This is a genomic window from Kitasatospora indigofera, from assembly GCF_014655955.1.
GTDB classification, from domain to species: domain Bacteria; phylum Actinomycetota; class Actinomycetes; order Streptomycetales; family Streptomycetaceae; genus Kitasatospora; species Kitasatospora indigofera.
Genome location: NZ_BNBO01000007.1, coordinates 132,058 through 156,118 on the forward strand (window position 1 = coordinate 132,058; position 24,061 = coordinate 156,118).

Annotated in this window: 21 protein-coding genes; 9 read left to right on the forward strand and 12 right to left on the reverse strand. The window is 75.8% G+C overall.

From position 1 onward, the window contains the following. Positions 1-15: 15 nt before the first annotated feature. The 3 genes from IE329_RS09660 to IE329_RS09670 form a co-directional block, all read right to left on the reverse strand. Positions 16-678: a vitamin K epoxide reductase family protein gene (locus IE329_RS09660; protein ID WP_190210425.1), complete on the reverse strand. Its 663-nt coding sequence runs from the start codon at positions 676-678 to the stop codon at positions 16-18. A 142-nt stretch (positions 679-820) separates the two neighbouring features. Then, positions 821-1,762: a DsbA family protein gene (locus IE329_RS09665; RefSeq protein WP_190210426.1), complete on the reverse strand. Its 942-nt coding sequence runs from the start codon at positions 1,760-1,762 to the stop codon at positions 821-823. Positions 1,763-1,954: 192 nt separating this feature from the next. Further along, the gene (locus tag IE329_RS09670; RefSeq protein ID WP_190210427.1) at positions 1,955-2,608 is read right to left on the reverse strand and encodes a hypothetical protein; all 654 of its coding nucleotides are present in this window, start codon (positions 2,606-2,608) and stop codon (positions 1,955-1,957) included. A gap of 779 nt (positions 2,609-3,387) precedes the next feature. Between IE329_RS09670 and IE329_RS09675 the strand changes: the two genes are divergently transcribed. The 3 genes from IE329_RS09675 (at position 3,388) to IE329_RS09685 (ending at position 5,192) form a co-directional block, all read left to right on the forward strand. Continuing rightward, complete coding sequence (locus IE329_RS09675; RefSeq protein ID WP_190210428.1) at positions 3,388-3,690, forward strand: hypothetical protein; 303 nt, start codon at positions 3,388-3,390, stop codon at positions 3,688-3,690. Continuing rightward, complete coding sequence (locus IE329_RS09680) at positions 3,687-4,073, forward strand: hypothetical protein (RefSeq protein WP_190210429.1); 387 nt, start codon at positions 3,687-3,689, stop codon at positions 4,071-4,073. Before IE329_RS09675 ends, IE329_RS09680 begins: the two co-directional genes overlap by 4 nt. A gap of 162 nt (positions 4,074-4,235) precedes the next feature. Further along, positions 4,236-5,192: a CHAD domain-containing protein gene (locus tag IE329_RS09685; protein WP_190210430.1), complete on the forward strand. Its 957-nt coding sequence runs from the start codon at positions 4,236-4,238 to the stop codon at positions 5,190-5,192. A gap of 72 nt (positions 5,193-5,264) precedes the next feature. Here the strand turns inward: IE329_RS09685 and IE329_RS09690 are convergent, their stop codons facing one another. Continuing rightward, positions 5,265-6,179 carry a uracil-DNA glycosylase gene (locus tag IE329_RS09690; RefSeq protein ID WP_190210431.1) on the reverse strand — a complete coding sequence of 305 codons (915 nt, stop codon included), beginning with the start codon at positions 6,177-6,179 and terminating at the stop codon, positions 5,265-5,267. A gap of 181 nt (positions 6,180-6,360) precedes the next feature. On the opposite strand from IE329_RS09690, the gene IE329_RS09695 reads away from it, so the two are divergent. From IE329_RS09695 to IE329_RS09705, 3 genes are all read left to right on the forward strand, one after another. Beyond that, positions 6,361-7,344: a slipin family protein gene (locus IE329_RS09695; protein ID WP_229927295.1), complete on the forward strand. Its 984-nt coding sequence runs from the start codon at positions 6,361-6,363 to the stop codon at positions 7,342-7,344. Between the two features lie 96 nt (positions 7,345-7,440). Continuing rightward, entirely contained in the window at positions 7,441-7,863 is a 423-nt protein-coding gene (locus IE329_RS09700) for a CBS domain-containing protein (RefSeq protein ID WP_073921268.1), read from the forward strand. A gap of 178 nt (positions 7,864-8,041) precedes the next feature. Then, positions 8,042-9,052 (forward strand): MBL fold metallo-hydrolase, encoded by a 1,011-nt coding sequence (locus IE329_RS09705; protein WP_190210432.1) that lies wholly within the window; start codon positions 8,042-8,044, stop codon positions 9,050-9,052. A 100-nt stretch (positions 9,053-9,152) separates the two neighbouring features. On the opposite strand, the gene IE329_RS09710 is transcribed toward IE329_RS09705, so the two are convergent. Together IE329_RS09710 and IE329_RS09715 are read right to left on the reverse strand one after the other, a co-directional pair. Then, positions 9,153-10,787 (reverse strand): beta-propeller fold lactonase family protein, encoded by a 1,635-nt coding sequence (locus tag IE329_RS09710; protein ID WP_190210433.1) that lies wholly within the window; start codon positions 10,785-10,787, stop codon positions 9,153-9,155. A gap of 185 nt (positions 10,788-10,972) precedes the next feature. Further along, on the reverse strand, positions 10,973-13,864 hold the full coding sequence (locus IE329_RS09715) for an FAD-binding and (Fe-S)-binding domain-containing protein (RefSeq protein ID WP_190210434.1): 2,892 nt from the start codon (positions 13,862-13,864) through the stop codon (positions 10,973-10,975). Between the two features lie 121 nt (positions 13,865-13,985). Between IE329_RS09715 and IE329_RS09720 the strand changes: the two genes are divergently transcribed. Continuing rightward, complete coding sequence (locus IE329_RS09720; protein ID WP_190210435.1) at positions 13,986-14,615, forward strand: hypothetical protein; 630 nt, start codon at positions 13,986-13,988, stop codon at positions 14,613-14,615. 52 nt (positions 14,616-14,667) lie between these two features. On the opposite strand, the gene IE329_RS09725 is transcribed toward IE329_RS09720, so the two are convergent. From IE329_RS09725 to IE329_RS09740, 4 genes are all read right to left on the reverse strand, one after another. After that, complete coding sequence (locus tag IE329_RS09725; RefSeq protein WP_190210436.1) at positions 14,668-15,702, reverse strand: glycosyltransferase family 2 protein; 1,035 nt, start codon at positions 15,700-15,702, stop codon at positions 14,668-14,670. A gap of 351 nt (positions 15,703-16,053) precedes the next feature. After that, positions 16,054-16,752, reverse strand: coding sequence for an aggregation-promoting factor C-terminal-like domain-containing protein (locus IE329_RS09730; RefSeq protein ID WP_190210437.1), 699 nt, complete (start codon positions 16,750-16,752; stop codon positions 16,054-16,056). Positions 16,753-17,306: 554 nt separating this feature from the next. Continuing rightward, on the reverse strand, positions 17,307-18,242 hold the full coding sequence (locus IE329_RS09735) for an EI24 domain-containing protein (protein WP_190210438.1): 936 nt from the start codon (positions 18,240-18,242) through the stop codon (positions 17,307-17,309). Positions 18,243-18,431: 189 nt separating this feature from the next. After that, positions 18,432-19,859 (reverse strand): amino acid permease, encoded by a 1,428-nt coding sequence (locus IE329_RS09740; RefSeq protein ID WP_190210439.1) that lies wholly within the window; start codon positions 19,857-19,859, stop codon positions 18,432-18,434. A 346-nt stretch (positions 19,860-20,205) separates the two neighbouring features. Here IE329_RS09740 and IE329_RS09745 point away from each other — a divergent pair, with 346 nt between their 5' ends. Next, on the forward strand, positions 20,206-21,624 hold the full coding sequence (locus tag IE329_RS09745) for a metallophosphoesterase (RefSeq protein WP_190210440.1): 1,419 nt from the start codon (positions 20,206-20,208) through the stop codon (positions 21,622-21,624). Between the two features lie 66 nt (positions 21,625-21,690). Here IE329_RS09745 and IE329_RS09750 read toward each other — a convergent pair whose 3' ends face one another. Continuing rightward, positions 21,691-21,912, reverse strand: a complete 222-nt coding sequence (locus IE329_RS09750; RefSeq protein ID WP_190210441.1) for a hypothetical protein — start codon at positions 21,910-21,912, stop codon at positions 21,691-21,693. A 248-nt stretch (positions 21,913-22,160) separates the two neighbouring features. Between IE329_RS09750 and IE329_RS09755 the strand changes: the two genes are divergently transcribed. After that, entirely contained in the window at positions 22,161-22,475 is a 315-nt protein-coding gene (locus IE329_RS09755; RefSeq protein ID WP_190210442.1) for a hypothetical protein, read from the forward strand. A 117-nt stretch (positions 22,476-22,592) separates the two neighbouring features. Here IE329_RS09755 and IE329_RS09760 read toward each other — a convergent pair whose 3' ends face one another. Further along, positions 22,593-24,005, reverse strand: coding sequence for an NADP-dependent succinic semialdehyde dehydrogenase (locus IE329_RS09760; RefSeq protein WP_190210443.1), 1,413 nt, complete (start codon positions 24,003-24,005; stop codon positions 22,593-22,595). Between the last annotated feature and the right edge of the window lie 56 nt (positions 24,006-24,061).

Genomic DNA, 24,061 nt, shown 5'->3' on the forward strand with positions numbered 1-24,061 from the left:
GGCCGCCGGGGCGGATCAGAGCAGGGTCCGCCAGTAGGACCAGAACCGGTTGAGCACCAGCAGCGCGATCACCGCGTACCAGAGGGCGGGCACCACCCAGTGGTAGCGGACGGCCTCCCGGACGACCGGGCGCAGGCGCGCGGGGACGGGGACGACACCCCGCCGCAGGGTGTGCAGCGTGAGGTACCAGAACAGGGCGATCGTGACGGCCCAGACCACCATGCAGTACGGGCAGAGCGCGCCGATCCGGTAGAGCGCCTGGACGATCAGCCAGTGGGTGAAGGCCAGGCCGAGGACGGCGCCCAGCTGCAGCCCGAGCCAGAACCAGCGCCGGAACGCCGCCCCGGCCAGCGACCCCGCGCCGACGGCGAGGACCACCGCGAAGGCGGCGATGCCGAGCAGCGGGTTGGGGAACCCGAAGACCTCGGCCTGTGCGGTGCGCATCACCGAACCGCAGCTGATGACCGGGTTGATGTTGCAGCTGGGGACGTACGAAGGGTCCGACAGCAGACGGATCTTGTCGAAGGTCAGGACGGCCGAGGCGATCAGGCCGACGAGGCCGGCCAGGGTCAGCAGCAGGGCGAGGGCCCGGCCGGCCGGCACGGGGGCCAGGGCCCGGGCGGGGGCCGGGTGCTCGGGGCGGGCGGACCCGGCGGGGTACGCGGACAGGACAGTCATCGGGACGGACTCCGGTGGGTGTGGAACTCCGGTGGGCACGGCGGGGCCCGGCCCGGCCTCGGCGGCCGGGCCGGTGCTGTTCTTCGGGGTGCTGCTCAGTGGCCGGCAGGCGGCAGCGGGCGGGCGGCGGCCGCCCGCCCGCTCACCGGGCGCCGGCGGCCTGCTTCAGCTGGGTGGTGAGCTGGTCGGCCGTCAGGGGCCGGCCGCTGTCGTCGGCCAGCTTCACCGGCTTGCCGTCCAGCTTGACGGTCGGCGTGCCCGTCACCCCGCTGGAGTTGAACGCCTCGGCCACCTTGGCCGCCCACGGCGCGTAGGTGCCCTCGGTGACCGCCTTGGTGAAGGCCTCGGTCTTCAGCCCGGGGACCTGCTCGGCCAGCGCCAGGATCCGGTTGACGTCCCCGAAGCCGTCCACGCGCTCCTCCGGCTGGTTGGCGTAGAGCACGTCGTGGAACTGCTTGAACTTGTCCACGCCCTCGTTGGCCGCGGCGCCGGCGGCGGCCAGCGCCGTCCGCGAGCCCCGGCCGCCGAGGTTGACGTCCAGGAAGGCCGCCAGGTGGTACTCGATCTTGTAGGTGCCGTCGTCCGCGAGCTGCTGGACGGCCTTGCCGTGCGCCTTCTCGAAGGTCTTGCAGACGGGGCAGCGGAAGTCCTCGAACACCTGGAGGGTGTGCGCGGCGTCCGGCTTCCCGTAGGTGATCACGGTGCCGTCCGGGCCGGAGGTGTTGGCGGGCACCACCAGCGGGCCGGCCGAGCCGGCCGTCCCGGCCCGGGCACCGGCGGCGGCCGGGGCGTCCTCGGCGCCGCCGCCCGCGGTGCTGATGGCCAGTGCGGTGCCGCCCGCCAGGGCCAGCACCGCGACGATCGCGGCGCCCACCACGATCCGCCGGCGGGTCCGGGCGGACCGGGCCTCCAGGCGGTGGGCCTCCTGGATGCGCTCGCGTGCGGTCGGCAGGGAGGCGCGGTGCGGGTTCTGCGGCGGGAGCGGCCGGGCGCCGCCCGGGGTGCCGGGCGCGCTGCTCCGCGCGTCGGCGGGGTTCGGGACGGCGGGGTTCGGGACGGCGGGTCGGGTCGGGTTCTTGGACATCGGGGTCAACTCCTGGACGGATGCTGCGCCGGCGCGGGCGGCCGCGGCCCGGGGCAGCCCGCCGGAGGGCGGGTGCGGGCGGGCGGCGCGGGGCCGGGCGGTGGATGCTCTGGACGGCCGGGGTGGGCGCGCCGCCGGGGCACCGTCGTCCGGGCACGGCCCGGGGAGCCGTGGAGGAACGGCGGGACGGTCTCAGGCGGCGAGCGCGAGGACCGGCGGGCCGCGTCGGGGGGCCGGGCCGCACAGGACGTCCGTGCGGCGCGGGCGCGGGCGGTCCGCGACCGGCGGCGGGACCAGCCGGACCGGGCTCGCCGGCACCGGCGCGAGCAGCAGCAGCCGCCGGAGCGGGCCGCCGAGCGACTCGCCCAGGGCGCGCAGCGCGCCGGCCAGACCACTCAGCGCGGAGTCGCCCAGCCGGAGCCACAGGGCCGCGACGACCGCGACCAGCAGGTGGACCAGCAGCAGGAACACCTGGGCCGCCGCGGGCGCGACCGGGCCGGGGAGGAACGAGCTGTCCATCGAACCGCCGCCGCAGACCAGCAGGTTCATCCCGTGGACCGGGCCGTGGCCGGCGCCGAAGGCCGGCGCGCAGGTCGTCTGGCCGAGGTTGAAGGTGGTGTTCAGCAGCAGCTCGACGGGGACCAGCACCGCCGAGATGTGCAGCAGCCGCCGTTCGGCGCCGGCCAGTGCGGCGGCGACCAGGAAGACCACCACGGTCGCGCCGGCCACCAGGGCCGGCGGCAGTGGGCGGCCGGTGACGACGACCTGGCCGGACGCGGACAGCGGCACGGCGAGCGCGGTGAACACCGCTGCCCGCAGGGCCCTCGTCGCGTGGCTGGTCGTCATGTTTCGGGAGTATGCCATGCGACCGGCCGCGGGCACGAGGCCGCCCGCTGCGACGCCCGCCCGGTGCGGTGTCCACCCCGGTGGAACGGCCGCCCGGGGACGTACGGGTGTCGCAGCCTCGGGTTCCCGTTCGTCACCCTGGGCCCGCAGCTTCACCCCTGAGGCGGTTTCGGCCGCGGATCCGGGTGATCGACGCCGGGGGGCTCTCAGGGCGGCTGGAGAATCAGCCGATGGACAACGCCGCTCACTCTCCGCAGGCCTCCCAGGCCCCCCAACTGCCGCAGACACCGCACCCGTCGGAGCATTCCGCACCCGCGCACCCGGCCCACCCGGCCGGTGCTCCGCACGGCCCGCAGGCGCCTCCCGCCCCGCACCCCGCGGAGCACCAGGACGACCACCCGTCCGGTCACGACCCGGACGACCACCACCCGTCCGGTCACGACCCGGACGGTCACGACCAAGGCGACCACCACCCGTCCGGTCACGACCCGGACGGCCACCACCCGCCGCAGGACGGCCACCCGTCCCACGACCAGCACCACCCGCCGGACCCGCCGCCGCACGACGGCCACCCGCCGCACCTCCCGCATCCGCCGCACGTGCCGGCGCCCCCGTGCGAACCGCCGCCGCCCCCACCACCCTGTCCACCCCCGCCGCCCTGTCCGCCGCCCAAACCCGATCCCCCGCTGCCCCCGGTGGTCCATCCGCCGGACCCGCCCGTGCCCCCGCCCCCGCCCCCGCCGCCGGACCCGCCGGCGCCGCCACCCCCGCCCCCACCGGTGAAGGCGGAGGCGCCGGAGCCGGTCAAGGCCACCCCGACGGCGGCCGCGCCCGTCCCGGTGAAGCCGGCCAAGGCCAAGGCGGTCGTGGTGGCCGCCCCGCCCCGGCCGACCCCGCCCCCGCCGGCACCGGTGGCCACGCCGGTCGCGGGCACCGCCGTCCCGGCGCCCCCGCCGCCGCTCGCCGTGGCACCCCAACCCGCGCTGGACCCGGTGGTGCTGTCCGTCGTCCTGCTCGTCACCGTCCTCGTCCCCGCGGCACTCGCCGCGATCTTCCACCCCGTCACCAGGAGTCGCAGATGAACCCCGCCCCGATCGTCGGAGCCCTCGCGGCAGCGACCGTGGCCCTGATCAGCCTGGCCGTCGCCCAGCGGATGCGTCCCGCCCTGCCCGAGGGCGAGGAGGCGGACGGCCCGCACCCGGTGCTGTCCACCATCGGCGGCGGCCTGCTGTCGGGCTTCGTGCTGCTGACCGGGTTCCTGGTCGCCACCGGCTGGGCCGCCCACAGCACCCAGGTGGTGCCGCCGGTCGGCCTGTACGCGGCCGACCTGGCGGCCGGCTGCGCCGTCCTGGTCTACCCGTCCCTGGCGGGCCTGCCGTTCAGCGCGCGGCACGCCACCGCGGTCGGCCTGTTCGGTGCGCTGGTCGGGTACACGCTCTCGCTGGCGATCCAGCTGCGGCCCTGAGCCGGGGCGGCCGCCTCCCGTCCTCGGGGCCCGCGCCGGGCCGGCGGTCCCGCGCGGGCCGTCGGCCCGGCACCGGCGCCGGGTGAGTCCTAGGCTGGAGGCCAGAGCTTCGGACCGGCCGGGTCGCCGGCCGGTCCGGTCGACCCGCGAGGGGGTGACCAGGTGCCGGCACCCGCGACCGGCGCACCCGGGACCACGATCGGGGCCGCCGTCCTGGCCAGGCTGGCCGCCCAGGCCGAGGTGCTGGCCGCGCTCGACCCGGCGGTGCGGGCGGACGAACCGGACGCCGTGCACCGGATGCGGGTCGCCTGCCGACGGCTCCGCAGCGCCCTGCAGACCCACCGGCGGCTGTTCGCGGAGGGCCCGGCGCGGGAGCTGGCCACCGAGCTGAAGTGGTTCGGCGCGGTGCTGGGGCAGGCCCGCGACCGTGAGGTGCTGGGCGAGCGGCTGCTGGCCGAGGCGCGGGCACTGCCGCCGCCCTGCCGGCCGGAGCGGACGGCCGGCCGGCTCGCCGCCTGGTCACGGCGGGAGGCGGAACGCGTCCGGCCGGAGGTCGTCGCGGCCCTGGACAGCCCCCGCCGGCAGGCCCTGGCGGCGGGCCTGGCCGGGTTGCTGGCCGATCCGCCGCTGCGCGGCCGGGCCGGGCGGGCCGCCGGACCGGAGTTCTCCCGGATCGCCGCCCGCGAGCAGCGCCGGACGGCCGACCGGGTGCGGACCGCCCTGGCGGCCGGGCCCGGGCCCGGCGGTGACACCGCGTTGCACGAGGCCCGCAAGGCGGCCAAGCGGGCCCGGTACGCCGCCGAGACCGCCGAGCCGGTGGCCGGCCGGGCCGCCCGCCGGTACGCGGCACGGATGAAGGCCGTCCAGGAACTGCTCGGTGAGCACCAGGACGCCGTGGTGGCCGCCGCCGCCCTGCGCGAGCTGGCCGCCGGCACCCACGAGGGCCCGGGCGCGGGGACGGCGACGGGCCCGGACGCGGGCGGTGCACCGGGGCGCGAGGACGCCTTCGCGTACGGCGTGCTGTACGCCCGGCAGCTGGCCGCGGCCTCGGCCGCCCGGGAGCGGCTGCCGGAGGTCTGGGCCCGGGCGGCCGAGCGGCGCCTGTCCCGCTTCGGCTGACCGGTCGGGCCGCGTGCCCCGGCGGCGGACGCCGCGCGCTGCACGCCGCACGGGTCCCGCGCGGCGCGTGCGCTACGGCTGCGGCTCCGGATGCGGGTCCAGGCCCGCGCCGCGGGCCGCCGTGCGCAGGACGTCGCAGAGCATCGCGGGGGTCAGCCGGCCGGTGAAGGTGTTGCGCGGGCTGACGTGGTAGCAGCCGTGGAGCTCCAGCGGCGGTCCGCCGTCGGTGGCCGGCAGGCTGACCCGTGCGCCGTGGCCGAACACCGGACGCGGCCGGGGCAGCTGCCAGCCGGCCTCGGCGAGCGCCGGGAGCAGCGCCTGCCAGGCGAAGCCGCCGAGGGCGACCACGGCCCGGACGTCCGGGCGCAGCAGGGCCAGCTCGCGGGCGATCCACGGCCGGCAGGTGTCGCGTTCGGCGGGGGTCGGCCGGTTGTCGGGCGGCGCGCAGCGGACGGGGTCGGTGATCCGTACGCCGTGGAGTTCCAGGCCGTCGCCGCGCCGGACGGACTCGGGGCGGGAGGCCAGGCCGAGGCGGTGCAGTTCGGCGTAGAGCAGGTCGCCGGACGGGTCCCCGGTGAAGATCCGGCCGGTGCGGTTGGCGCCGTGGGCGGCGGGCGCGAGGCCGACCAGCACGAGCGGGGCGTCGGGCGGGCCGAACCCGGGGATCGGCCGGGCCCAGTAGTCCCAGTCCAGGTAGGACTTCCGCTTGGTGCGGGCGGCCTCCTCGCGCCAGGCGACCAGCCGGGGGCAGGCCCGGCAGCCGGTGACGGCGGCGTCCAGCACGGCCAGGTCGGCGGCGGCCGCCGCGGTGACGGCGGGGTGTCCGGGATGCTCGGGCCGGTCGGGCCTGTCAGGTTCGTTCGCGCGGTCCGTCCGGTCCGGACCGCGCGGTCGCTCCGACGCCGCACCGGGCGCCGGGTGCGGAAGGCGGGCCGGGAGCGACGGGCCGCCGGGGGTGCGGCGCGCGGGAGGCAACTGGTCCGGCATGCCGACGATCCTAGGGGGCCCACCCGCCCCCGCGGCCGGGCGCCGCGCCCGGGGGAGTGCGGCCGGCCTCCGTCCCGGCCGAGCTCCGGCAGGCGTAGCGTGGAAGGCGGCTGTTCCGGTGATCGTCAGCCCGGTCCCACCCCGACCGGGCCGGAGCGGCCGGGTGCCTGAGGTGGCGGCGATGCTGATTATCGATGTGGTGCTGGGGGCAGTGGCGGCGGCGGGACTGTGGGCGGGGCTGAGTTTCCGCGTGGTCCAGCAGTTCCAGCGGGGCGTGGTCTTCCGGTTCGGGCGGGTCCGCGCACAGGTCCGTGATCCGGGCCTGGTGATGCTGATGCCGGTGGCCGACCGGCTGCACAAGGTGAACGTGCAGATCGTGACGATGCCGATCCCGGCCCAGGAGGGCATCACCCGCGACAACGTGACCGTACGGGTGGACGCGGTGGTGTACTTCCGGGTGCTCGACCCCGTCCGTGCGGTGGTCAACGTGCAGGACTACGGCTTCGCGATCTCGCAGGTCGCGCAGACCTCGCTGCGTTCGATCATCGGCAAGAGCGAGCTGGACGACCTGCTCGCCAACCGCGAGCCGATCAACCAGGGCCTGGAGCTGATGCTGGACACCCCGGCCATGGGCTGGGGCGTCGAGATCGACCGGGTGGAGATCAAGGACGTGGCGCTGCCGGAGTCGATGAAGCGCTCGATGTCCCGGCAGGCGGAGGCCGAGCGGGAGCGGCGGGCCAGGATCATCACGGCGGACGGCGAGTTCCAGGCCTCGGCCCGGCTGTCGGAGGCGGCCGCGGTGATGAGCGCGACCCCGGCGGCGCTCCAACTGCGTCTCCTGCAGACGGTGGTGGAGGTCGCGGCGGAGAAGAACTCGACCCTGGTGCTGCCCTTCCCGGTGGAGCTGCTGCGCTTCCTGGACAGCGCGACGGCCGCCAACGTCCGGGCGGTGCCGGCGGGCGAGGCCGAGGGCGAGCAGCAGCCGGGGGTGGTGGAGGCGGTCGAAGCCGTCGAGGCGGCCCGCCGCGGCGTCGAACAGCTGGAACTGCCGCCGCTGGAGGAGCTGTTGGCGCACGTCCCGCGCGAGGAGCGGACGGCGGTCGACGTCCCGCAGGTGGACGGCGCGGACGGCTCCGGGCCGGACGGTCCCGGCCGCGAACCGTGACGTCCGGTGGCGCCGCGGCCGGGGCCGGACCACGATGGGAGCAAGGGGCCAGGAACGGGAGCCGGGGGAGAGGCAGTTACGGCAGGAGGCCTGACGATGACCAGAGCCGGCGACATCATGCACGCGGGGGCGGAGTGTGTCGGCGAGCACGACACCCTCGCCGACGCGGCCAGGATCATGCGGGAGCGGGACGTCGGGGCGCTCCCCATCTGCGGCGACAAGCAGAAGCTGCTGGGTATTCTCACCGACCGCGACATCGTGCTGAAGTGCGTCGCCGAAGGGCGCGACCCCAGCCAGGTCGAGGCCGGTGAACTCGCCCAGGGCCGGCCGATGGTGGTGGAGGACGACGAGGACACCGAGCAGGTGCTCCGGGTGATGGAGCAGTACCGGGTGCGGCGGCTGCCGGTGATCAACCACCCGGACCACGAGCTGGTCGGGATGATCAGCGAGGCGGACATCGCCCGTGGCCTGCCGCAGGCCCGGGTCGCCGAGTTCGTGTCGGTGATCTGCGCCCGGTAGCGCCAGGGCGGCGGCCGGCGGACGTACCGGTCCCCGGAGGGGGAGCCGGTACGTCCGCCGGTGCTGCCCGCCGGGCGGTCCGGGCGGCGGTGTGGTCCGAATCCGTCGCCCGGCGCGTGTTCTCCGGTGGCGGTGCGCGCCCGCGCCCGCCGGAGGAACCCGGAGAGGACACCACCCGATGCGGAAGCCCGCACTCGACCGCCGTACCTTCCTGCGCACGGCGGCCGCCGCCGGGGCCGGACTGCCCGTGACGGCCGCCGCGTTACCCGCCGGAGCCACGCCCCGGGAGCGACCGGGCGGGCCCGCCGCCGCGCAGGAGCCGGACCGGCCCTCCCGGAAGGACCAGGCCGGCACGGTCTTCCGATGGCTCGGCACGGCCGGCTGGCGGATCGACCACGGCGGCCGCACCGTGCTGTTCGACCCCTACCTGACCCGCTTCACCACCGGCCTCTACGTCGACGGCGGCAAGGCCTTCGACCCCGCCACGCCGCTGGTCACCGACCCGGCGCTGGTGGACCCGCACATCGGCACCCCGGAGCTGCTGCTGGTCAGCCACAGCCACTGGGACCACATCAACGACGTCCCCTACATCGCCGCCAGGACGGGCGCGCCGGTGGTCGGCACCGAGACCACCTACCACCTGCTGCGCGCCCTCGACGTGCCCGCCGGGCAACTGATCGTGGTGAAGGGCGGCGAGGTGCTGGACTTCGGCGGCGGGCTGACGGTCGAGGTGGTGGCGAGCCGGCACAGCCGCAACGACCAGCGCCGCTACTTCGCCCCCGGGACGCTGAACGCCCTCCCGCCGCGGCGCCCGGCCACCGTCGGCGACCTGCCCGAGGGGGACACGCTGGCCTTCCAGGTCGGGTTCGACGGCGGCCCGACGGCCTTCCTGACGGGCGCCAGCGACTTCGCCGAGCGGGAGGCGGCCGGGTTGCGGCCCGACCTGGCGATGATCGCCGTCCCCGGCAGCGCCGCCACCCACGGGTACGTGCCGCGGCTGATGCGGGCGCTGGGCAGTCCGCGGACGGTCGTGCCGGTGCACTGGGACACCTTCGAGAGCGCCCTGGTGAACCCCGTCCGGCCGGACCCGCACATGGACCTGGCCGCGTTCACCGCGCAGGTCGCGCAGGCCTCGCCGCAGACCCGCGTGGTGGTGCCGGACTACCTGACGCCGCGCACCTTCGGCTGATCCCGGGCGGGCAGCGCGCCGGCGGGGGGGGCCCCGGGGGGGGGTGCCCCGGGGGGGGGGGCCGGGGGGGGGGGCCCCCCCGCCGGGTGGAGCGGTGCGGTCAGCTGCAGGTGATGCTCAGCGAGCTGTTGGCCTTGCAGGTGCGGGTGGCGCTGTCGTTGGCCGCCGCGGGGTCGGCCGGGACGCTGGCGGTCCGGGTCGCGGTGACGGCGAACGTCCGGTAGGTGAGCAGGCTGACCGGGACGGTGAAGTGCCGGGTCACGCTCGCGCCGCTGGCCACGGCCGGCAGGGTGCAGGTCACCTTGCCGGCGGCCGCCGTGCAGTCGGTCGAGGTCGCGGTGGTCGGGGAGGCCAGCGGCACCGAGACGGTGCCGGAGGTGAGCTTCGAGGGGCCGCGGTTGGTGACGGTCAGGGTGTAGTCGACCCGTCCGCCGAACAGCGAGGTCACCGGCGTCGCGGTGAGGGCGACGGCGAGGTCCGCCTGCTCGGTGTAGGTGTAGCGGTCGCCCTGGACGGCGGGGCTGACCCCCTCCGGCGTGGTGACCCGGATGTCGACCGTCCCGGCGGCGCCGGCCGGCGCGGTGGCGGTGCAGCTGGTGGCGGTGCACGAGACGGCGGTCGCGGCGGCGGTGCCGAAGGTCACCGCGGTGGCGGTGGCCAGGTTGGTGCCGGTGACGGTGACGGCGGTGCCGCCGGTGACCGGGCCGGTCGCGGGGCTGACCGCGGTGACGGTCGGGGTGGGCCGCGGGATGTCCAGCACGCTCACCGCGCCGGCGCCGAAGTCGGCCAGGTAGCCGCGCTTGCCGTCGGGGGTGATCGCCAGTCCGTACGGGTTGGTGCCGACCGGCAGGGTGGCGCTCACCGTGTTGTCGGCGGTGGCGATGACGCTCACCGTGTTGTCGTCGTAGTTGCTGACGAACGCCTGCCGGCCGTCGGGGGCGACGGTGACGGCCAGCGGGTTGGCGCCCACGGCGATGGAGCCGGTGGCGGCACCGGCGGCGGTGTCGATCACCCCGACGCTGTGGTCCTCCCAGTTGGCGGTGTAGATCCGGGCGCCGTTGGGCGTGACCGCCAGGTCGAACGGGGTGCTCGGGACGGTGATGGCGCCGCTCACCGTGTTGGTGGCGGTGTCGACGACCTGCACGGCCTTGTCGCCGGGGACGGCGACGTAGAGCTTGTGGCCGTCGGGCGAGAGGGCCAGCCCGTGCGGCTCGGTGCCGACCGGGACGGTGGCGCTCACCGTGTTGCCGGCGGTCTCGATCACGCTGACGGTGTTGGCGTCGGCGTTGCTGACGTAGACGTGCCCGCCGTCCGGCGCGACCGCCACGTCGAAGGGGCCGGCGCCGACCGGGACGGTGGCGCCGACCGTCCGCGCGGTGGTGTCGATCACGCTGACGGTGTTCTCCGCGGAGTGCGTCAGGTACGCGTGCTTGCCGTCGGGCGCGACGGCGACCGCGTAGGAGCCCGAGCCGGTCTCCACGGTGGCGGCGACGGTGCCGGCCGCGGTGTCGATGACCTTCACCGCGCCGGTGCTCTGGCTGGTGACGTAAGCCTGGGAGCCGTCGGGCAGAACCGCCACCCCGGCGGGGTAGGGGCCCACTTGGATGGTGCTGGTCACGGTGGGCGGTGCGTCCGCGAACGCCGCGCCGGCCGGGCACGTCACCAGCGCTCCCACGGTCAGACCTGTCGCCAGCAGGGCCGTCCAGGGTTTGCGGAACGAACGACGTGTCCTCACAGAAGCCTCCGGGGCTCATCACATTCGGTAGGAGTGGTTCCGGTGGACACCGCAGTGCGTCGCCGGAGCCGGTGCACAGCGTAGGAGGTGTCCTGACGCCGGGTCAGAACGTTGGGTGGATTGTCGTTTAATGATTGAAGTTGAAAAGTCGTGAAATTTGTGGGGCTGTTGGGAAACGGGCCCGGTCACGCCCGTTCGCGCGGCTCCCCCGGACCGGCCCGCAGGGCCCGCTGCAGCAGTTCGGCGAGGTGCAGCGCCCGCCGGCCGTCGCCGAGTTGGGCGATCTGCGTCCGGCAGCTGAAGCCGTCCGCCAGCACCACCGTGCCGGCCGCCGCGGCCCGGACCTCGGGCAGCAGCACCCGCTCCGCCACCGCGACCGACACCTCGTAGTGGCCGCGCTCGAATCCGAAGTTCCCGGCCAGGCCGCAGCACCCGGAGTCGAGCACCCGGTTCGCCAGCCCGATCCGGGCGTCGATCCGGCGGTCGGCCGCGGTGCCCAGCACGGCGTGCTGGTGGCAGTGGGTCTGGGTGATCGCCTCCCCGCCGGCCCGCGGCAGCTCCAGCCCGGCGGCGTACTCGTCCAGGAACTCGGCGAAGGTCCTGACCCGCTCCGCCACGGGCCGGCCGGCCGGGCCGAGCAGCTTGGGCACCTCCTCGCGCAGGGCCGCCGTGCAGCTCGGGTCCAGCCCGACCACCGGGACGCCCTCCGGCAGGGCCCGCAGGCTGCGCCGCATCACCCGGCGGGCGGTGTCCAGCTGCCCGGTGGAGACCCAGGTCAGGCCGCAGCAGACCGGCCCCGTCGGCAGCTCGACCGCGAAGCCGAGGTGCTCCAGCACCTCCACGGCCGCCCGCAGCACCTCCGGCTGGAGGTGCTCGGCGAAGGTGTCCGGCCAGAGCAGCACGCGCTGCCCGCCGGCCGGGGCCGGGTGCGCGGCCCGGTGCCGGCGGAACCAGCGGCTGAAGGTCTCCGGGGGCAGCACGGGCAGCGTCCGGCGCCCGTCGACGCCCGCCAGCCGCTTCAGCGGGCCGGCCGCGGCCGAGCGGGCCACCCGGTTGGCCAGGCCCGGGGCGAGGGCCGTGCCGCGCAGCCAGAGCGGCAGCCAGCCCATCGACCAGTGCGAGGCGGGGCGCAGCCGCCGGCGGTGGTGCTGGTACAGGAACTCGGCCTTGTAGGTCGCCATGTCGACATGGACCGGGCAGTCGCTCGCACAGCCCTTGCACCCCAGGCAGAGGTCGAGGGCCTCCCGCACCTCCTCCGACCGCCAGCCGTCCGGCACCGCCTCGCCGCGCAGCATCTCCGCCAGCAGCCGGGCCCGGCCCCGGGTGGAGTGCCGTTCCTCGCCGGTGGCCATGTAGCTCGGGCACATCACCCCGGTGCTGGTGTCCACGCACTTGGCCACCCCGACACAGCGGTGCACCGCCTTGAGCAGGCTGCCGCCGTCCTGCTCGTAGGGCAGCGCCAGCGGCAGGTCGCGCACCGGGCCGTCGAAGCGCAGGTCCGCGTCGAGGGGGCGCGGGTCGACCAGGTTGCCCGGGTTCAGCAGGTTCTCCGGGTCCCAGATCCGCTTGAACCCGCCGAACAGGGCGATGATCCCCGGCGGGTACATCCGGGGCAGCAGCTCGGCCCTGGCCTGCCCGTCGCCGTGCTCGCCGGAGAGCGAACCCCCGTACGAGACCACCAGGTCGGCGGCCTGCTCAAGGAACTCCCGGAACACCCGGCCGCCGCGCGGCGCCGTCAGCGGGAAGTCGATCCGCAGGTGCACGCACCCCTCGCCGAAGTGCCCGTACGGGACGCCGCGCAGTCCGGACCGGCGCAGCAGCCCGCGCAGGTCGCGCAGGTAGTCGCCGAGCCGCTCCGGCGGCACCGCCGAGTCCTCCCAGCCGGGCCAGGCCTCCCCACCGCCGGGCAGCCGGGTGACGATCCCCGCGCCGGCCTCCCGGACGCCCCAGAGCTGGCGCTGCTCCGCGGGGTCGGTGACCACCGCGGCGGTGGCGGTCCGCTCCCGCCGGACGGCGTCGACCAGGGCGCGGGCGGCGTCCAGCGCCTGCGCCACGGTCGCGCCGCCGGCCTCCATGAACAGCCAGCAGTCGCCGTCCGGCAGCCGGTCCAGCGCGGGCGGCCGGGGGCCGGCCGCGAGCAGGGCGGCGATCAGGTCGCCCGACATCCCCTCCACCGTGAGCGGGCCCAGCGGCAGCAGCGCGGGCACGGCGTCCGCGGCCGCCGTCTCGTCCGGGTAGCCCGCCACCACCAGCACCCGGGCGGCCGGCTGCTCGACCAGCTTCACGGTGGCGCCGAGCAGCAGCGCGCAGGTGCCCTCGGTGCCGGTGAGCGCGCGGGCCAGGTCGTGGCCGCGCTCCGGCAGCAGGGCGTCGAGGGCGTAGCCGGAGGTGCGGCGCGGCAGCTGCGGCATCCCCTGGCGCAGGGCGGCCAGGTTCCGGTCGGCCAGCTCCTGCAGCGCCCGGTGGACCTCGCCGGGCCGGCCCGGCAGTTCGCGCAGCCGCCCGCGCGCGGCGGGGGAGAGCGGGCCGCCGACGGTCAGTTCGGTGCCGTCGGCGAGCAGCAGGTCGAGCGTCTCCACGTTGTCGGCGGTCCGCCCCCAGGCCACCGAGTGCGCGCCGCAGGAGTCGTTGCCGATCATCCCGCCGAGGGTGCAGCGGCTGTGCGTGGACGGGTCCGGCCCGAAGCGCAGCCCGTACGGGCGGGCGGCGGCCTGGAGGTCGTCCAGCACCGTGCCGGGCTCGACCCGGGCCAGCCGGCGCTCCGGGTCCACGGACAGCACCCGGCCGAGGTGCCGGCGGAAGTCGAGCACCACCGCGCCGGGCCCCACGGCCTGGCCGCCGATGCTGGTGCCGGCCCCCCGGGCGACCACCGGCACGCCGTGCTCCCGGCAGAGCGCGAGTGCCGCGCGGACGTCGTCGGAGTCGGCGGGTTTGACCACGCCGAGCGGCAACTGCCGGTAGTTGGAGGCGTCGTGGCTGTACACCGTGCGTTCGGCCGGCCCGAAGCGGACTTCGCCGCGCAGCGCGGCGGCGAGCGCCCGGGCCAGTTCGGTGCCGACGGCGGAGTGCTGGGTCACGGCGTGCCTCCCGGGGCGGGCGCGGCGGTCATAGTGCCGATGATCCCAGCCGGGGCGCCGGGGCGCGGGGCGGCCACCCCGGGCGGAGGCGACGGGGTGTCATGTGGCAGGCTGGGCAGGCATGATCACCGACAACAGCGACCCGGCACGGGTCACCGGGCCCGGCGCGTACCTGGACCGGCTCCCGATCGGCCGGCGTCCGCAGCTGCGGGCGGACGGCGTCCAGGCCTGGGACATCTTCCCCTACGAGGGGGAGCTGCGGGTCAAGGTCCTGGACGAGCCGGTGCTGCCCGAACCGCCCCGGCAGGGCGAGGCCGGCGCCGAGGAGTGCGACCAGTGCGCCCGGCCGGACTCCGACTTCCTCTGGACGGACGAGCACTGGCGGCTGAGCGGGCCCGACCGGCCGGCCGGGTTGCCAGCCATGGTGCTGCTCCAGCCTCGGGAGCACCACGACCTGGCCGACCTGCCGCCCGCCCGGGCCGCCGAACTCGGCGCGATGCTCCAGCGGACCGAGCGGGCCGTCCTGTCGCTCGGCGGGATCGCCCGGGTGCACATCGACAAGTGGGGCGACGGCGCGGCGCACCTGCATTTCTGGCTGATCGCCCGGCCGGAGGGCATGGCGCAGCTGCGCGGCGCCTGCCTGCCGCTCTGGAACGACGCGCTGCCCCCGGTGCCGGCCGAGGAGTGGGCCCGTACTGGCCGGCTGATCGCGGCCGCGATGGCGGCCGGGGGCGGCATCGCGCAGGTCTGACGGCGGCGCGGCCGGATCCGGCGCCCCGGTCGCCCGCTGCCGGTCGGGGCCCTCAGCCGGCCGGCTCCGGGGCCCGGAGCCGGCCGGCCCGGGCGGTGACGGCGCCCCTGGCGATGTGGGAGAGCTTGGCGACCTCGAACGCCGGGTACGAGCCGCCCGCCAGCAGGGAGAACTTCAGCCCCTCCCGACCGGCCGGGCGCCGGTGCCCGGCCGGCAGGAAGCGCCGGTGGTGCTCGGCGGCGCGCTGGAAGAACTGCGGGCGCTCGGCCCTGGACACGCACCCGGCCAGGTCGAAGACGAACAGGTAGTGCCGGATCATCCGGTCGAACAGGTGCGGGCGGACTGCCTCCAGGGCCGGTCTGGCGTCCAGCAGCTCGAAGCTGCGCTCGTACTGGCCGAAGAGGTCGAAGTGGCTGCTGCCGGGCGAGCCGGTGGGGTGCAGGGTGTGCCGGCGGCGCAGCTGGACGCACTCGCGGGGGAGGACGGCGATCCGCCGGGCGTCCATCAGCGCCTGCTGGACGACGGGCACCTCCTCGTAGCGGCCCTCGGGGAAGGCCAGGGCCAGGTCGCTCCAGCGGGCGCGGTTGTGCAGCCGGTCCCAGCTGTGCGGAGGGGCGCCGAACAGTTCGGGGCGCGCCTGCGGTCCGAGGACGGCGCCGCCGGCGGTGCCCAGCTGCTGCTGCGCGCCGCCGGGCCAGTCGCGGCCGCCGTGCCGGCGGGTGTGGCCGAACAGCAGGACGTCCACCTCGCCGGTCTCCGCCAGGCGCTCGGCCAGCGAGTCGAAGGCGTCGGGCGGCAGGACGTGGTCGCTGTCCAGGAAGAGCAGGTACCCGCCGCGGGCCCGGGCGGCGCCGGCGTTGCGGGCCCGGCCGATCCCGACGGCCGCGTTGAGGTGCAGCGCGGAGACGTTCGGGTGCTGGGCGGCGTAGGCGTCGGCCAGGTCCGCGGAGACCTCCGGGGAGCGGTCGGCGACCAGGATGACCTCGAAGTCGCGGAAGGACTGGGCGAGGAGCGATTCGAGGCAGTCCGTCAGCTGTTTCTGCTGGTCGTAGGCGGGGAGTACGACGCTGATCAGGGGTGAGGGCATGCCGTGGAGGGTAGGAGCGGCCGCGTTCGCAGGCAACGGCCGGCGGCCGGCCGAAACTGACCATTCCCCGCCAAAAGGCACGGCGTGCGCCAGATCTTCACGCCGTGCGCCGCGGGCGTCCACCGGGGCCGCGCGCCGGGCGCACGGAACAGCGCACCCGACAGGCCGGCGTGCGCCCCCCGGGACGGCCTGGTCGGACGGTTGACCAGCGCGGATCCGGCCCGGCGCCGGATCATCCGTGTGCGGGTGGTCGGTGCACGGTCGGCCGGTGCACGGGGTGAGCGCAGGTGGCTCCCGGGGGCGGGCCGGGCACCGGGTGCCGGGTGCCCGGGAGCGGCCCGGGCGTCCGGCTCAGTACGCGTGGTGGACCTGCCAGAACTTCCACGCCCCGCACGGGCTGCCGTAGGTGGCGTTCATGTAGCTCAGGCCCCACTTGATCTGGGTGGCGGGGTTGGTCCGCCAGTCCGCGCCGGCCGCGGCCATCTTGGAGCCGGGCAGGGCCTGCACCAGGCCGTACGCGCCGGAGCTGGGGTTGGTGGCCGTCACCTTCCAGTTGCTCTCGCGTTCGATGATGTTGTTGAAGCACTGCAGCTGTCCGGCCGGCACGATCTGCGCGGCGATCTGCTGCGGGGTCCCCGTGAACGCGGAGCCGCTGTTCAGCGCGGGGCGCTGCTGCGAGCGGGAGGCGGCCGCGGCGGCGTCCGCCTTCGCCTTGGCCTCGGCCTGCGCCTTCGCCTGGGCCTGCGCCTGTGCGGAGGCCGCGTCGGCCTGGGCCTTGGCGTCGGCGTCCGCCTGAGCCTGGGCGGCCTGGGCCGCCGCCGCGTCGGCCTCGGCCTGCTGCTTCGCGGCGGCGTCCGCCTCGGCCTGCGCCGACTCCTCCGCGGTCGGCGCCGCGGGGAGCGCGTCGACGGAGGCGCTGGTCACGGTGGTCGCGGCCGCGGCGGTGCCGCTGTCCTGCGGGAGGGCGAGCGAGAGGGTGGCGGCCCCGGCCAGCGCGATGGTGGTCACACCGGTGATCAGGGAGTTGCGGCGGGCATGGCTGAGCGGCATGGGGCGGGCGTCCTCTTCCGTCGGGCGTGGGACCGCGCCGGAGCGCGGGGCGGCCGGGCCCCTCGGGAGGAGGGGGCCGGCGCCGCTCCGCGGGACGGCGGTGACACCCCGGCTGCGGGACGGGGCGGGCAGGTGGCGCGGCGGTGGGACGCCTCGCGGCCTGGCGGCCTGCACATTCTTCGCAGAGCGCCGAGCGGGGAGCAAAATGCCCGGCTACTACGGCCGGTAGTGGACGCGGCGGTACCCGGCCGTAGCGGGGTGCGACGAATCCGGTTACCCGGAGTAGGGGAATCGGGCGCCGGGCCGGCCCGGCCGGCGCCGCGTCCAGGGCCGGAAGTCACCTGGTGGCCCGCGCTCCCGCCCGGGGGCGCCCTCCCCCCGCCGCCCCGGCCGGCGGGCGGCGGAGGGAGGGCGGGGGATGCCCGGCACCCTTCAACGATCAGCGGTAGTAGTGCTGCGGGAGCCTGTGTCCGGCCTCACAGCGGGCCCGCGCCCCCGTGTCGCGGTGTCACCGCCCGCTCACCTTCGGTGGCACCGCCCGGACGGGTCCGGTGCTACGGCGCGGAGCGGTAGGGATTGGCCTCCACCCCGCCCTGGTACGGGTTCCGCACCTGCGGGGGCTCGGCGTACGGGTTCTCGGGGCAGGCGCTCGCGAAGGCCTGGCCGCCGCGGTACGGGGCCCCGTCCGGGGCGTCGCCGGGGTGCTGCCCGGACCCGTCCGCCGCCGGGTCCTCCTCGCCGTCCTGGCCGGCGTCGACCGGGACGAGGTCCCGGGCCAGCAGGGTCGCGCCCGCGACCGCGCCCGGCATCGCCAGCACGGTGAGCAGCGGGACGAGGAACAGCAGGATCAGCGGCACGCCGAACCCGAGCGCCAGCGGGAGCCGGCGGCGCAGCAGCCGGATCCGCTCGGCCTGCGGCACGCCGCGCCGCTGCAGGGCCACCGCGGAGAGCTCGACGACCAGGAAGAAGCCGGAGACGCAGAAGCCGGCGACCGGCACCACGGTCTGGCCGACCACCGGGATGAACCCGCAGGCGAACAGCAGGATGCCGAAGGCGAGCACCCGGACCAGGACGTACAGGCTGTCCCGGGCGGAGATCAGCAGCTCGCGCCAGAGCGGGATCTCCGGCTTGGCCGGTGCGCCGCCCTCGGTCTCGTCCACCTTCTCGCAGAGCGACTCGTAGAAGGGCTGGCCGACCAGCAGGGTCACGGCGGTGAAGGTGATCAGGGCGATCAGCAGGCCGCCGCCGAAGGTGATCGCCGCGAGCGCGCCGCGCAGCAGCCCCTGCCAGGGGGAGCCCCAGCCGTCGGCGAACGGGGTGGCCCAGGCGGCCAGGTCGTCGGCCCTGGTGCTCAGCAGCACCAGCGCCACGATGTACCCGACCAGGGTGATCAGCGCGGGAATCATCCCGAAGCCCCACCAGCGGCCGTGTCGCGCCACCCACTTCTGGCCCTTGGCCAGGTACCCCATCCCCGCCACAAGATCTCGCATAGGGGGAAGGGTAGGGGACGCCGCCGGACCGGTCACCTCAGGCCGGTCGCCTCGGGCCTGGGCCCACGGGCCCGCCGGGTCGCGCTGCCGGCCGGGCCCGGCCGGCGGTGGTCCTGACGACGCGTCCGGCCGCCCGCCCGGCCGGGGCGGGGCGGCCGGCCGGCCGGAGGCGGTGTGCCGGGGAACCGGCTAGGCGGCGGCGAGCGCGGCGGCCTTGCGGCGCCGGTCCACCAGGGCCGCCGCGACCAGGACGACGGCTGCCGCGACCAGCGACAGGTACATCTGGGTCCGGCCGTCGTGGTCGGTGAACATGTAGATCATCACGAACCCGATCAGGCCGATGGTGGCCCAGGTCAGGTACGGGTAGAGCCACATCCGGACGGTGAGCCGCTCGGGCGTCTCCCGCTCGATGATCTTGCGCATCCGCAGCTGCGAGAAGCAGATCACCAGCCAGACGAAGAGGGCCACCGCACCGGAGGAGTTGATCAGGAACTTGAAGACGGTGTTCGGCGAGGTGTAGTTGAAGAACACCGCGAGGAAGCCGAAGACCACCGAGGACAGGATGGCCACCCGGGGCACGCCGCGCGGGCTCACCCGGGCGAAGGCCTTGGGCGCGTCGCCGCGCTGACCGAGCGAGAAGGCCATCCGGGAGGCCGTGTAGAGGCCGGAGTTGAGGCAGGACAGCACGGCGGTCAGCACGATCACATCCATCACCCGGGCGGCGCCGGGGATGCCCACGTGCTCCAGCACCGCGACGTACGGGCTGCCCTTCACCGAGGCGTCGTTCCACGGCAGCAGGGTCACCACGATCGCGATCGAGCCCAGGTAGAAGACGCCGATCCGCCAGATCACGCTGTTGGTGGCCCGGCTGACCGCCTTCTCCGGGTCGGCGGACTCGCCCGCGGCCAGCGTGACGATCTCGCTGCCCATGAAGGCGAACACCACGGTCAGCATGCCGGTGAAGACGGCGCCGACCCCGTGCGGCAGGAAGCCGCCGTTGCCGGTCAGATTGGCCGTGCCGACCGCGCTGGTGCCGGGCAGCAGGCCGAAGACGGCCAGCCCGCCGATCACGATGAAGGCGATGATCGCCACCACCTTGATGCCGGCGAACCAGAACTCGAACTCCCCGTAGGAGGCCACCGAGAAGAGGTTGGTGGCCGTCAGCACGGCCATCACCAGCAGGGCGAACGCCCACTGCGGCACACCGGGGACCCAGGTGTTGAGGATCTTGGCCCCCGCGGTCGCCTCCACGGCGAGCACCACGACCCAGAAGAACCAGTACAGCCAGCCGATGCTGAACCCGGCCCAGCGGCCGAGCGCCCGGTCCGCGTAGGCGGAGAACGAGCCGCTCTGCGGGTCGGCGGCGGCCATCTCGCCGAGCATCCGCATCACCATCACGACCAGTACGCCGGCCAGGGTGTACGAGAGCAGGATGCCGGGGCCGGTGGAGGCGATGCCCGCGCCGGAGCCCACGAACAGGCCGGCGCCGATCACGCCGCCGATGGCGATCATCGACAGGTGCCGGTTCTTCAGGCCGGCCTTGAGGTTGCCGTCCTGGCCGCCGTCGCCGTGGGCGTCCGGGGGTGACGCGGTCCGGGTGGTGGTTTCCGCACTCATCTGCAGGGTGCCTGTGCCTTCCCGCGCGGTCGACCCCTTCGGCCTGTGGTGCCGGAGGGTGGGGGGACGGATCCGCGCAATGCGACGCAACCTAACTTCTACTTCCGGGTATCGGAACAGGGCATCGGATTCTGTCCGCTCAGCGGACGCGTAAGGCCTGGTCAGAGGCCCTTTTGAGTTGTCCGCGAAAGCTCAAATCTGACCCGGGGTCAGGCGGTTCGGCCCCGGTCCGGGCGTGACCCGGCCGTGATCCGGCGGGTGCCGGGGGCAGGTCGGGGGCCGGCCGCGGGGGTGCTCATACTGTGGGGGTGAAGATCAGCGGAACGGTCCCGGAGTTGATGGCGGCGTGATCGTGGTCGTGGTGCTCGCCCTCCTGCTCGCCCTGGCCGTCGTCGGCCTCGCCCACTGGTACCTCTGGCGCCGCCTGGTCCGGGACGTCAGCGCCCCCGGCGGGCTCTGGCGGCGGACCGGCACCGTGCTGGCGTTCCTGCTCCCCGTCCTCGGCATCGGCGCCGTGGCCGGCGGGCGCGCCCTGCCGATGGCGGCCGAGCGCTGGATCGCCTGGCCCGGGTTCCTCTGGCTGGCGGTGCTGCTCTACCTGCTGCTCTTCCTGCTGGCCGGCGAACTGCTCCGGCCGCTGCTCCTGCGGCTGCCCGCCCGCCGGGGCCCGGTCCAGGACGGGTCTCAGGACGCGGTACGGGACGTGGCACAGAGCGGGACCCAGGGTGGGTCCCAGGACGCGGCCGGGGGCGCGACCCCGGCCGGTGCCGCCGCCGGGCCGGTCGCGGCACCGGTGGCGGACCTCGCGCCTGACTCCGGCCCGGCCGGTCCCGCGCCGTCCGCCGCCCCCGCGCCGTCCGGCCCCACCGGCGCGCCGTCCGCCGACGCGGTACCCCCGTCCACCGTGCCCGGCGGCCCGGTGCCCGGCGGCCCCGCCTCGCCGCAGCGGCGGCTGTTCATCGCCCGCACGGTCGCGATCGGCGCCGCCGGCGCCGCGGCCGCCGTGGTCGGCAACGGCACCTACGGCGTGCTGCGCGGCCCGCGCCTCAAGCAAGTGACCGTCCCGCTGTCCAAACTCCCCGTCCGGGCGGACGGCTACCGGATCGCCGTGGTCAGCGACATCCACCTCGGCCCGATCCTCGGCCGCGCCCACACCCAGCGGATCGTCGACACCATCAACGGCGCCCGGCCCGACCTGATCGCCATCGTCGGCGACCTGGTCGACGGCACCGTGCCCGAACTCGGCCGGGACGCCGAGCCCCTGGCGCAGCTCAGGGCCAAGGACGGCGCCTGGTTCGTCACCGGCAACCACGAGTACTTCTCCGGCGCGGCGCCCTGGGTCGACTTCGTCCGCTCGCTGGGCGTCCACCCGCTGCAGAACGCCCGGGTGGAACTCCCCGGCTTCGACCTGGCCGGCGTCAACGACCTGGCCGGCACCTCCGAGGGCGACGGGCCCGACTTCGACAAGGCGCTCGGCGACCGCGACCGCTCCCGTACCTCCGTCCCGCTCTCCCACCAGCCGGTGACCGTGCACGACGCCGTCCGCCACGGCGTCGACCTGCAGCTCTCCGGCCACACCCACGGCGGCCAGCTCTGGCCGGGCAACTACCTGGCCGAACTCGCCAATCCCACGGTGGCCGGGCTGGAGCGCTACGGGGACACCCAGCTCTACGTCACCCGAGGCGCGGGCGCCTGGGGCCCGCCGGTGCGGGTCGGCGCCCCCTCGGACATCACCATCGTCACGCTGGCCTCGCCGCGGGCCTGACGGAACGGACGCGGGGCGGGCGTCGGGCACCCGGCACCGGGCTGCGGAACGGGGCGGCCCGGGCGCTCACAGCGGTCGCAGCCGGAGCAGGGTGATCAGCCGCCGGTCGGCGGGCCGCCCGGTCAGGCGGGCGGCGATGATCCCGGGGATGTCGCTCTCCTGCGAGTGGCCGGGCAGCACGGTCACGTCCGCCGAGCGGACCCCGGCGGTGCCCGCCACGAGATAGGTGACCCGGTAGGTGGTCCGCTCCGGCGGCGGCGCGGACGTGCCCGGCGCGTACTCGATCATCCGCGTCGGCCTCCTCACCAGCGGCCCCGTACCCCTGCGGCCATTCTCGTCCGGGCGGCGCCCGCTGTCCTGGGCGCGGACCCGGCCGGGGCCGCCGTCCGCGCAGAAGTCCCGCGGCGGCCGGTGTAGATCCCTCCGGGACCGGGCAGCACGCCTGTAGGGCCCGGCACCGGCATGATCCGGAGGTGGCGGGCGACGACCGACCCGGACCGACCTGGCGCGTACGCCGGGGTCTGGAGGCGAACGAGATGGATCCGCAGACGACCGGGGGCCCGAGGACGACCGGAGGCCCGGCCGCAGGACCGCCGCAGCAACCGCACGGCCACTGGCTGAAGCGGGCCTGGAAGGCCGATGTCGGGCTGTCCACCACGACGGCGGTGTTCCTGGTGGCGCTGTCCCTGGGCCTGGTCCTGGTGGCCGTCCAGATGTCGTACACACCCTTGCTGGTGGTGTTCGCCGTGGTGTGGGGCGTGACCGTGATGGTCCTCTTCGGCGCGGTCTCGCGCTGGATCAGCAAGAGCCAGGGCCCCGGCCGGCACCGGCGGATGGCCACCGGGCACTGACCCCGCCCGCTCGGCCAGGCGCCGTCCGGACGACCCGCCCCGGACCGGCCCGCCGCGGCGGGCGCGGGCGGGCCGGTCCGGACGGCGCCGGCTCAGGAGGACGCCGGCCCCACGGTCTCAGGCGGACGGCGGCCCCATCCACACCGTGGTGATGTTGCAGAACTCCTTGATGCCGTGGCCCGACAGCTCCCGCCCGAAGCCGGAGCGCTTGACCCCGCCGAAGGGCAGCGCGGGGTGCGAGGCGGTCATCCCGTTGAAGAAGACGCCACCCGCCTCGATGTCCCGGACGAAGCGCTGCTGCTCCGCGCCGTCGGTGGTCCACACGTTGGAGCTGAGGCCGAAGGGCGAGTCGTTGGCCAGCTCGACCGCCTCGTCCACGTCCGCCACCCGGTAGACCGTCGCGACCGGGCCGAAGGTCTCCTCCAGGTGGACGCGCATCCGCGGCGTGATGCCCGAGAGCACCGTCGGCTCGTAGAACCAGCCGGCCGCCAGCGCCGGGTCCAGCCCCGGCGGGCGGCGGCCGCCGCACTCCACCCTGGCCCCGTGCGCCCGGGCGTCCTCGACCAGCTCCTCCAGGTCGGTGCGGCCCTGCTCGCTCGCCAGCGGTCCCACCTCGGTGCCCTCCGCCATCGGGTCGCCGACCTTCAGCGCCCGCATCGCCGCGGTGAAGGCGGCCAGGAAGGGCTCGTACACCTCCGCGTGCACGATGAACCGCTTGGCCGCGATGCAGGACTGTCCGTTGTTCTGGATCCGCGCCCGCACCGCCGTCGCCACGGCGGCCGCCAGGTCGGCGCTCGGCATCACCACGTACGGATCGCTGCCGCCCAGCTCAAGCACCGCCTTCTTCACCTCGTCCGCCGCCGTCGCGGCGACGGCGCGCCCGGCCGGCTCGCTGCCGGTCAGCGTCACGGCCGCGACCCGGCGGTCGCGGATCACGCCCTCCACGGCGGCCGAACCGATCAGCAGGGTCTGGAAGCAGCCCTCGGGGAACCCGGCCCGCCGGAACAGGTCCTCCAGGGCGACCGCCGTCCGGGGCACGTTGGAGGCGTGCTTGAGCAGGCAGACGTTGCCGGCCATCAGGGCGGGCGCGGCGAAGCGGATCACCTGCCAGAACGGGAAGTTCCACGGCATCACCGCCAGCACCGCGCCGATCGGGCGGTAGCGCACATAGGCGTCCGTGGCGCCGGCGTCCGCGATGTCCTCCCGGCGCGGGAGTTCGTCCGCGAGCAGGGCGGGCGCCTGGTCGGCGTACCAGCGCAGCGCCTTGACGCACTTCGCGGCCTCGGCCCGGGCGGCCGCCAGCGGCTTGCCCATCTCCTCGGTCATGGTGCGGGCGACGGCCTCCTGGTCGGCCTCCAGCAGGTCGGCCGCGCGGTGCACCAGCGCGGCACGCTGTTCGAAGTCCGTGGTGCGGTACTGCCGGAAGGCCGATTCGGCCCTGGACAGACACAGCTCGATCGCCGCGTCGTCGTGGGCTTCGAAGGTCTCCAGGGTTTCGCCGGTCGCGGGGTTCACGCTGGCGATGGGCATGGCGGGCTCCCTGACGGGGTGGTGGGCGGTCGGGATGGGCGGTCGGGTGGTGGGGC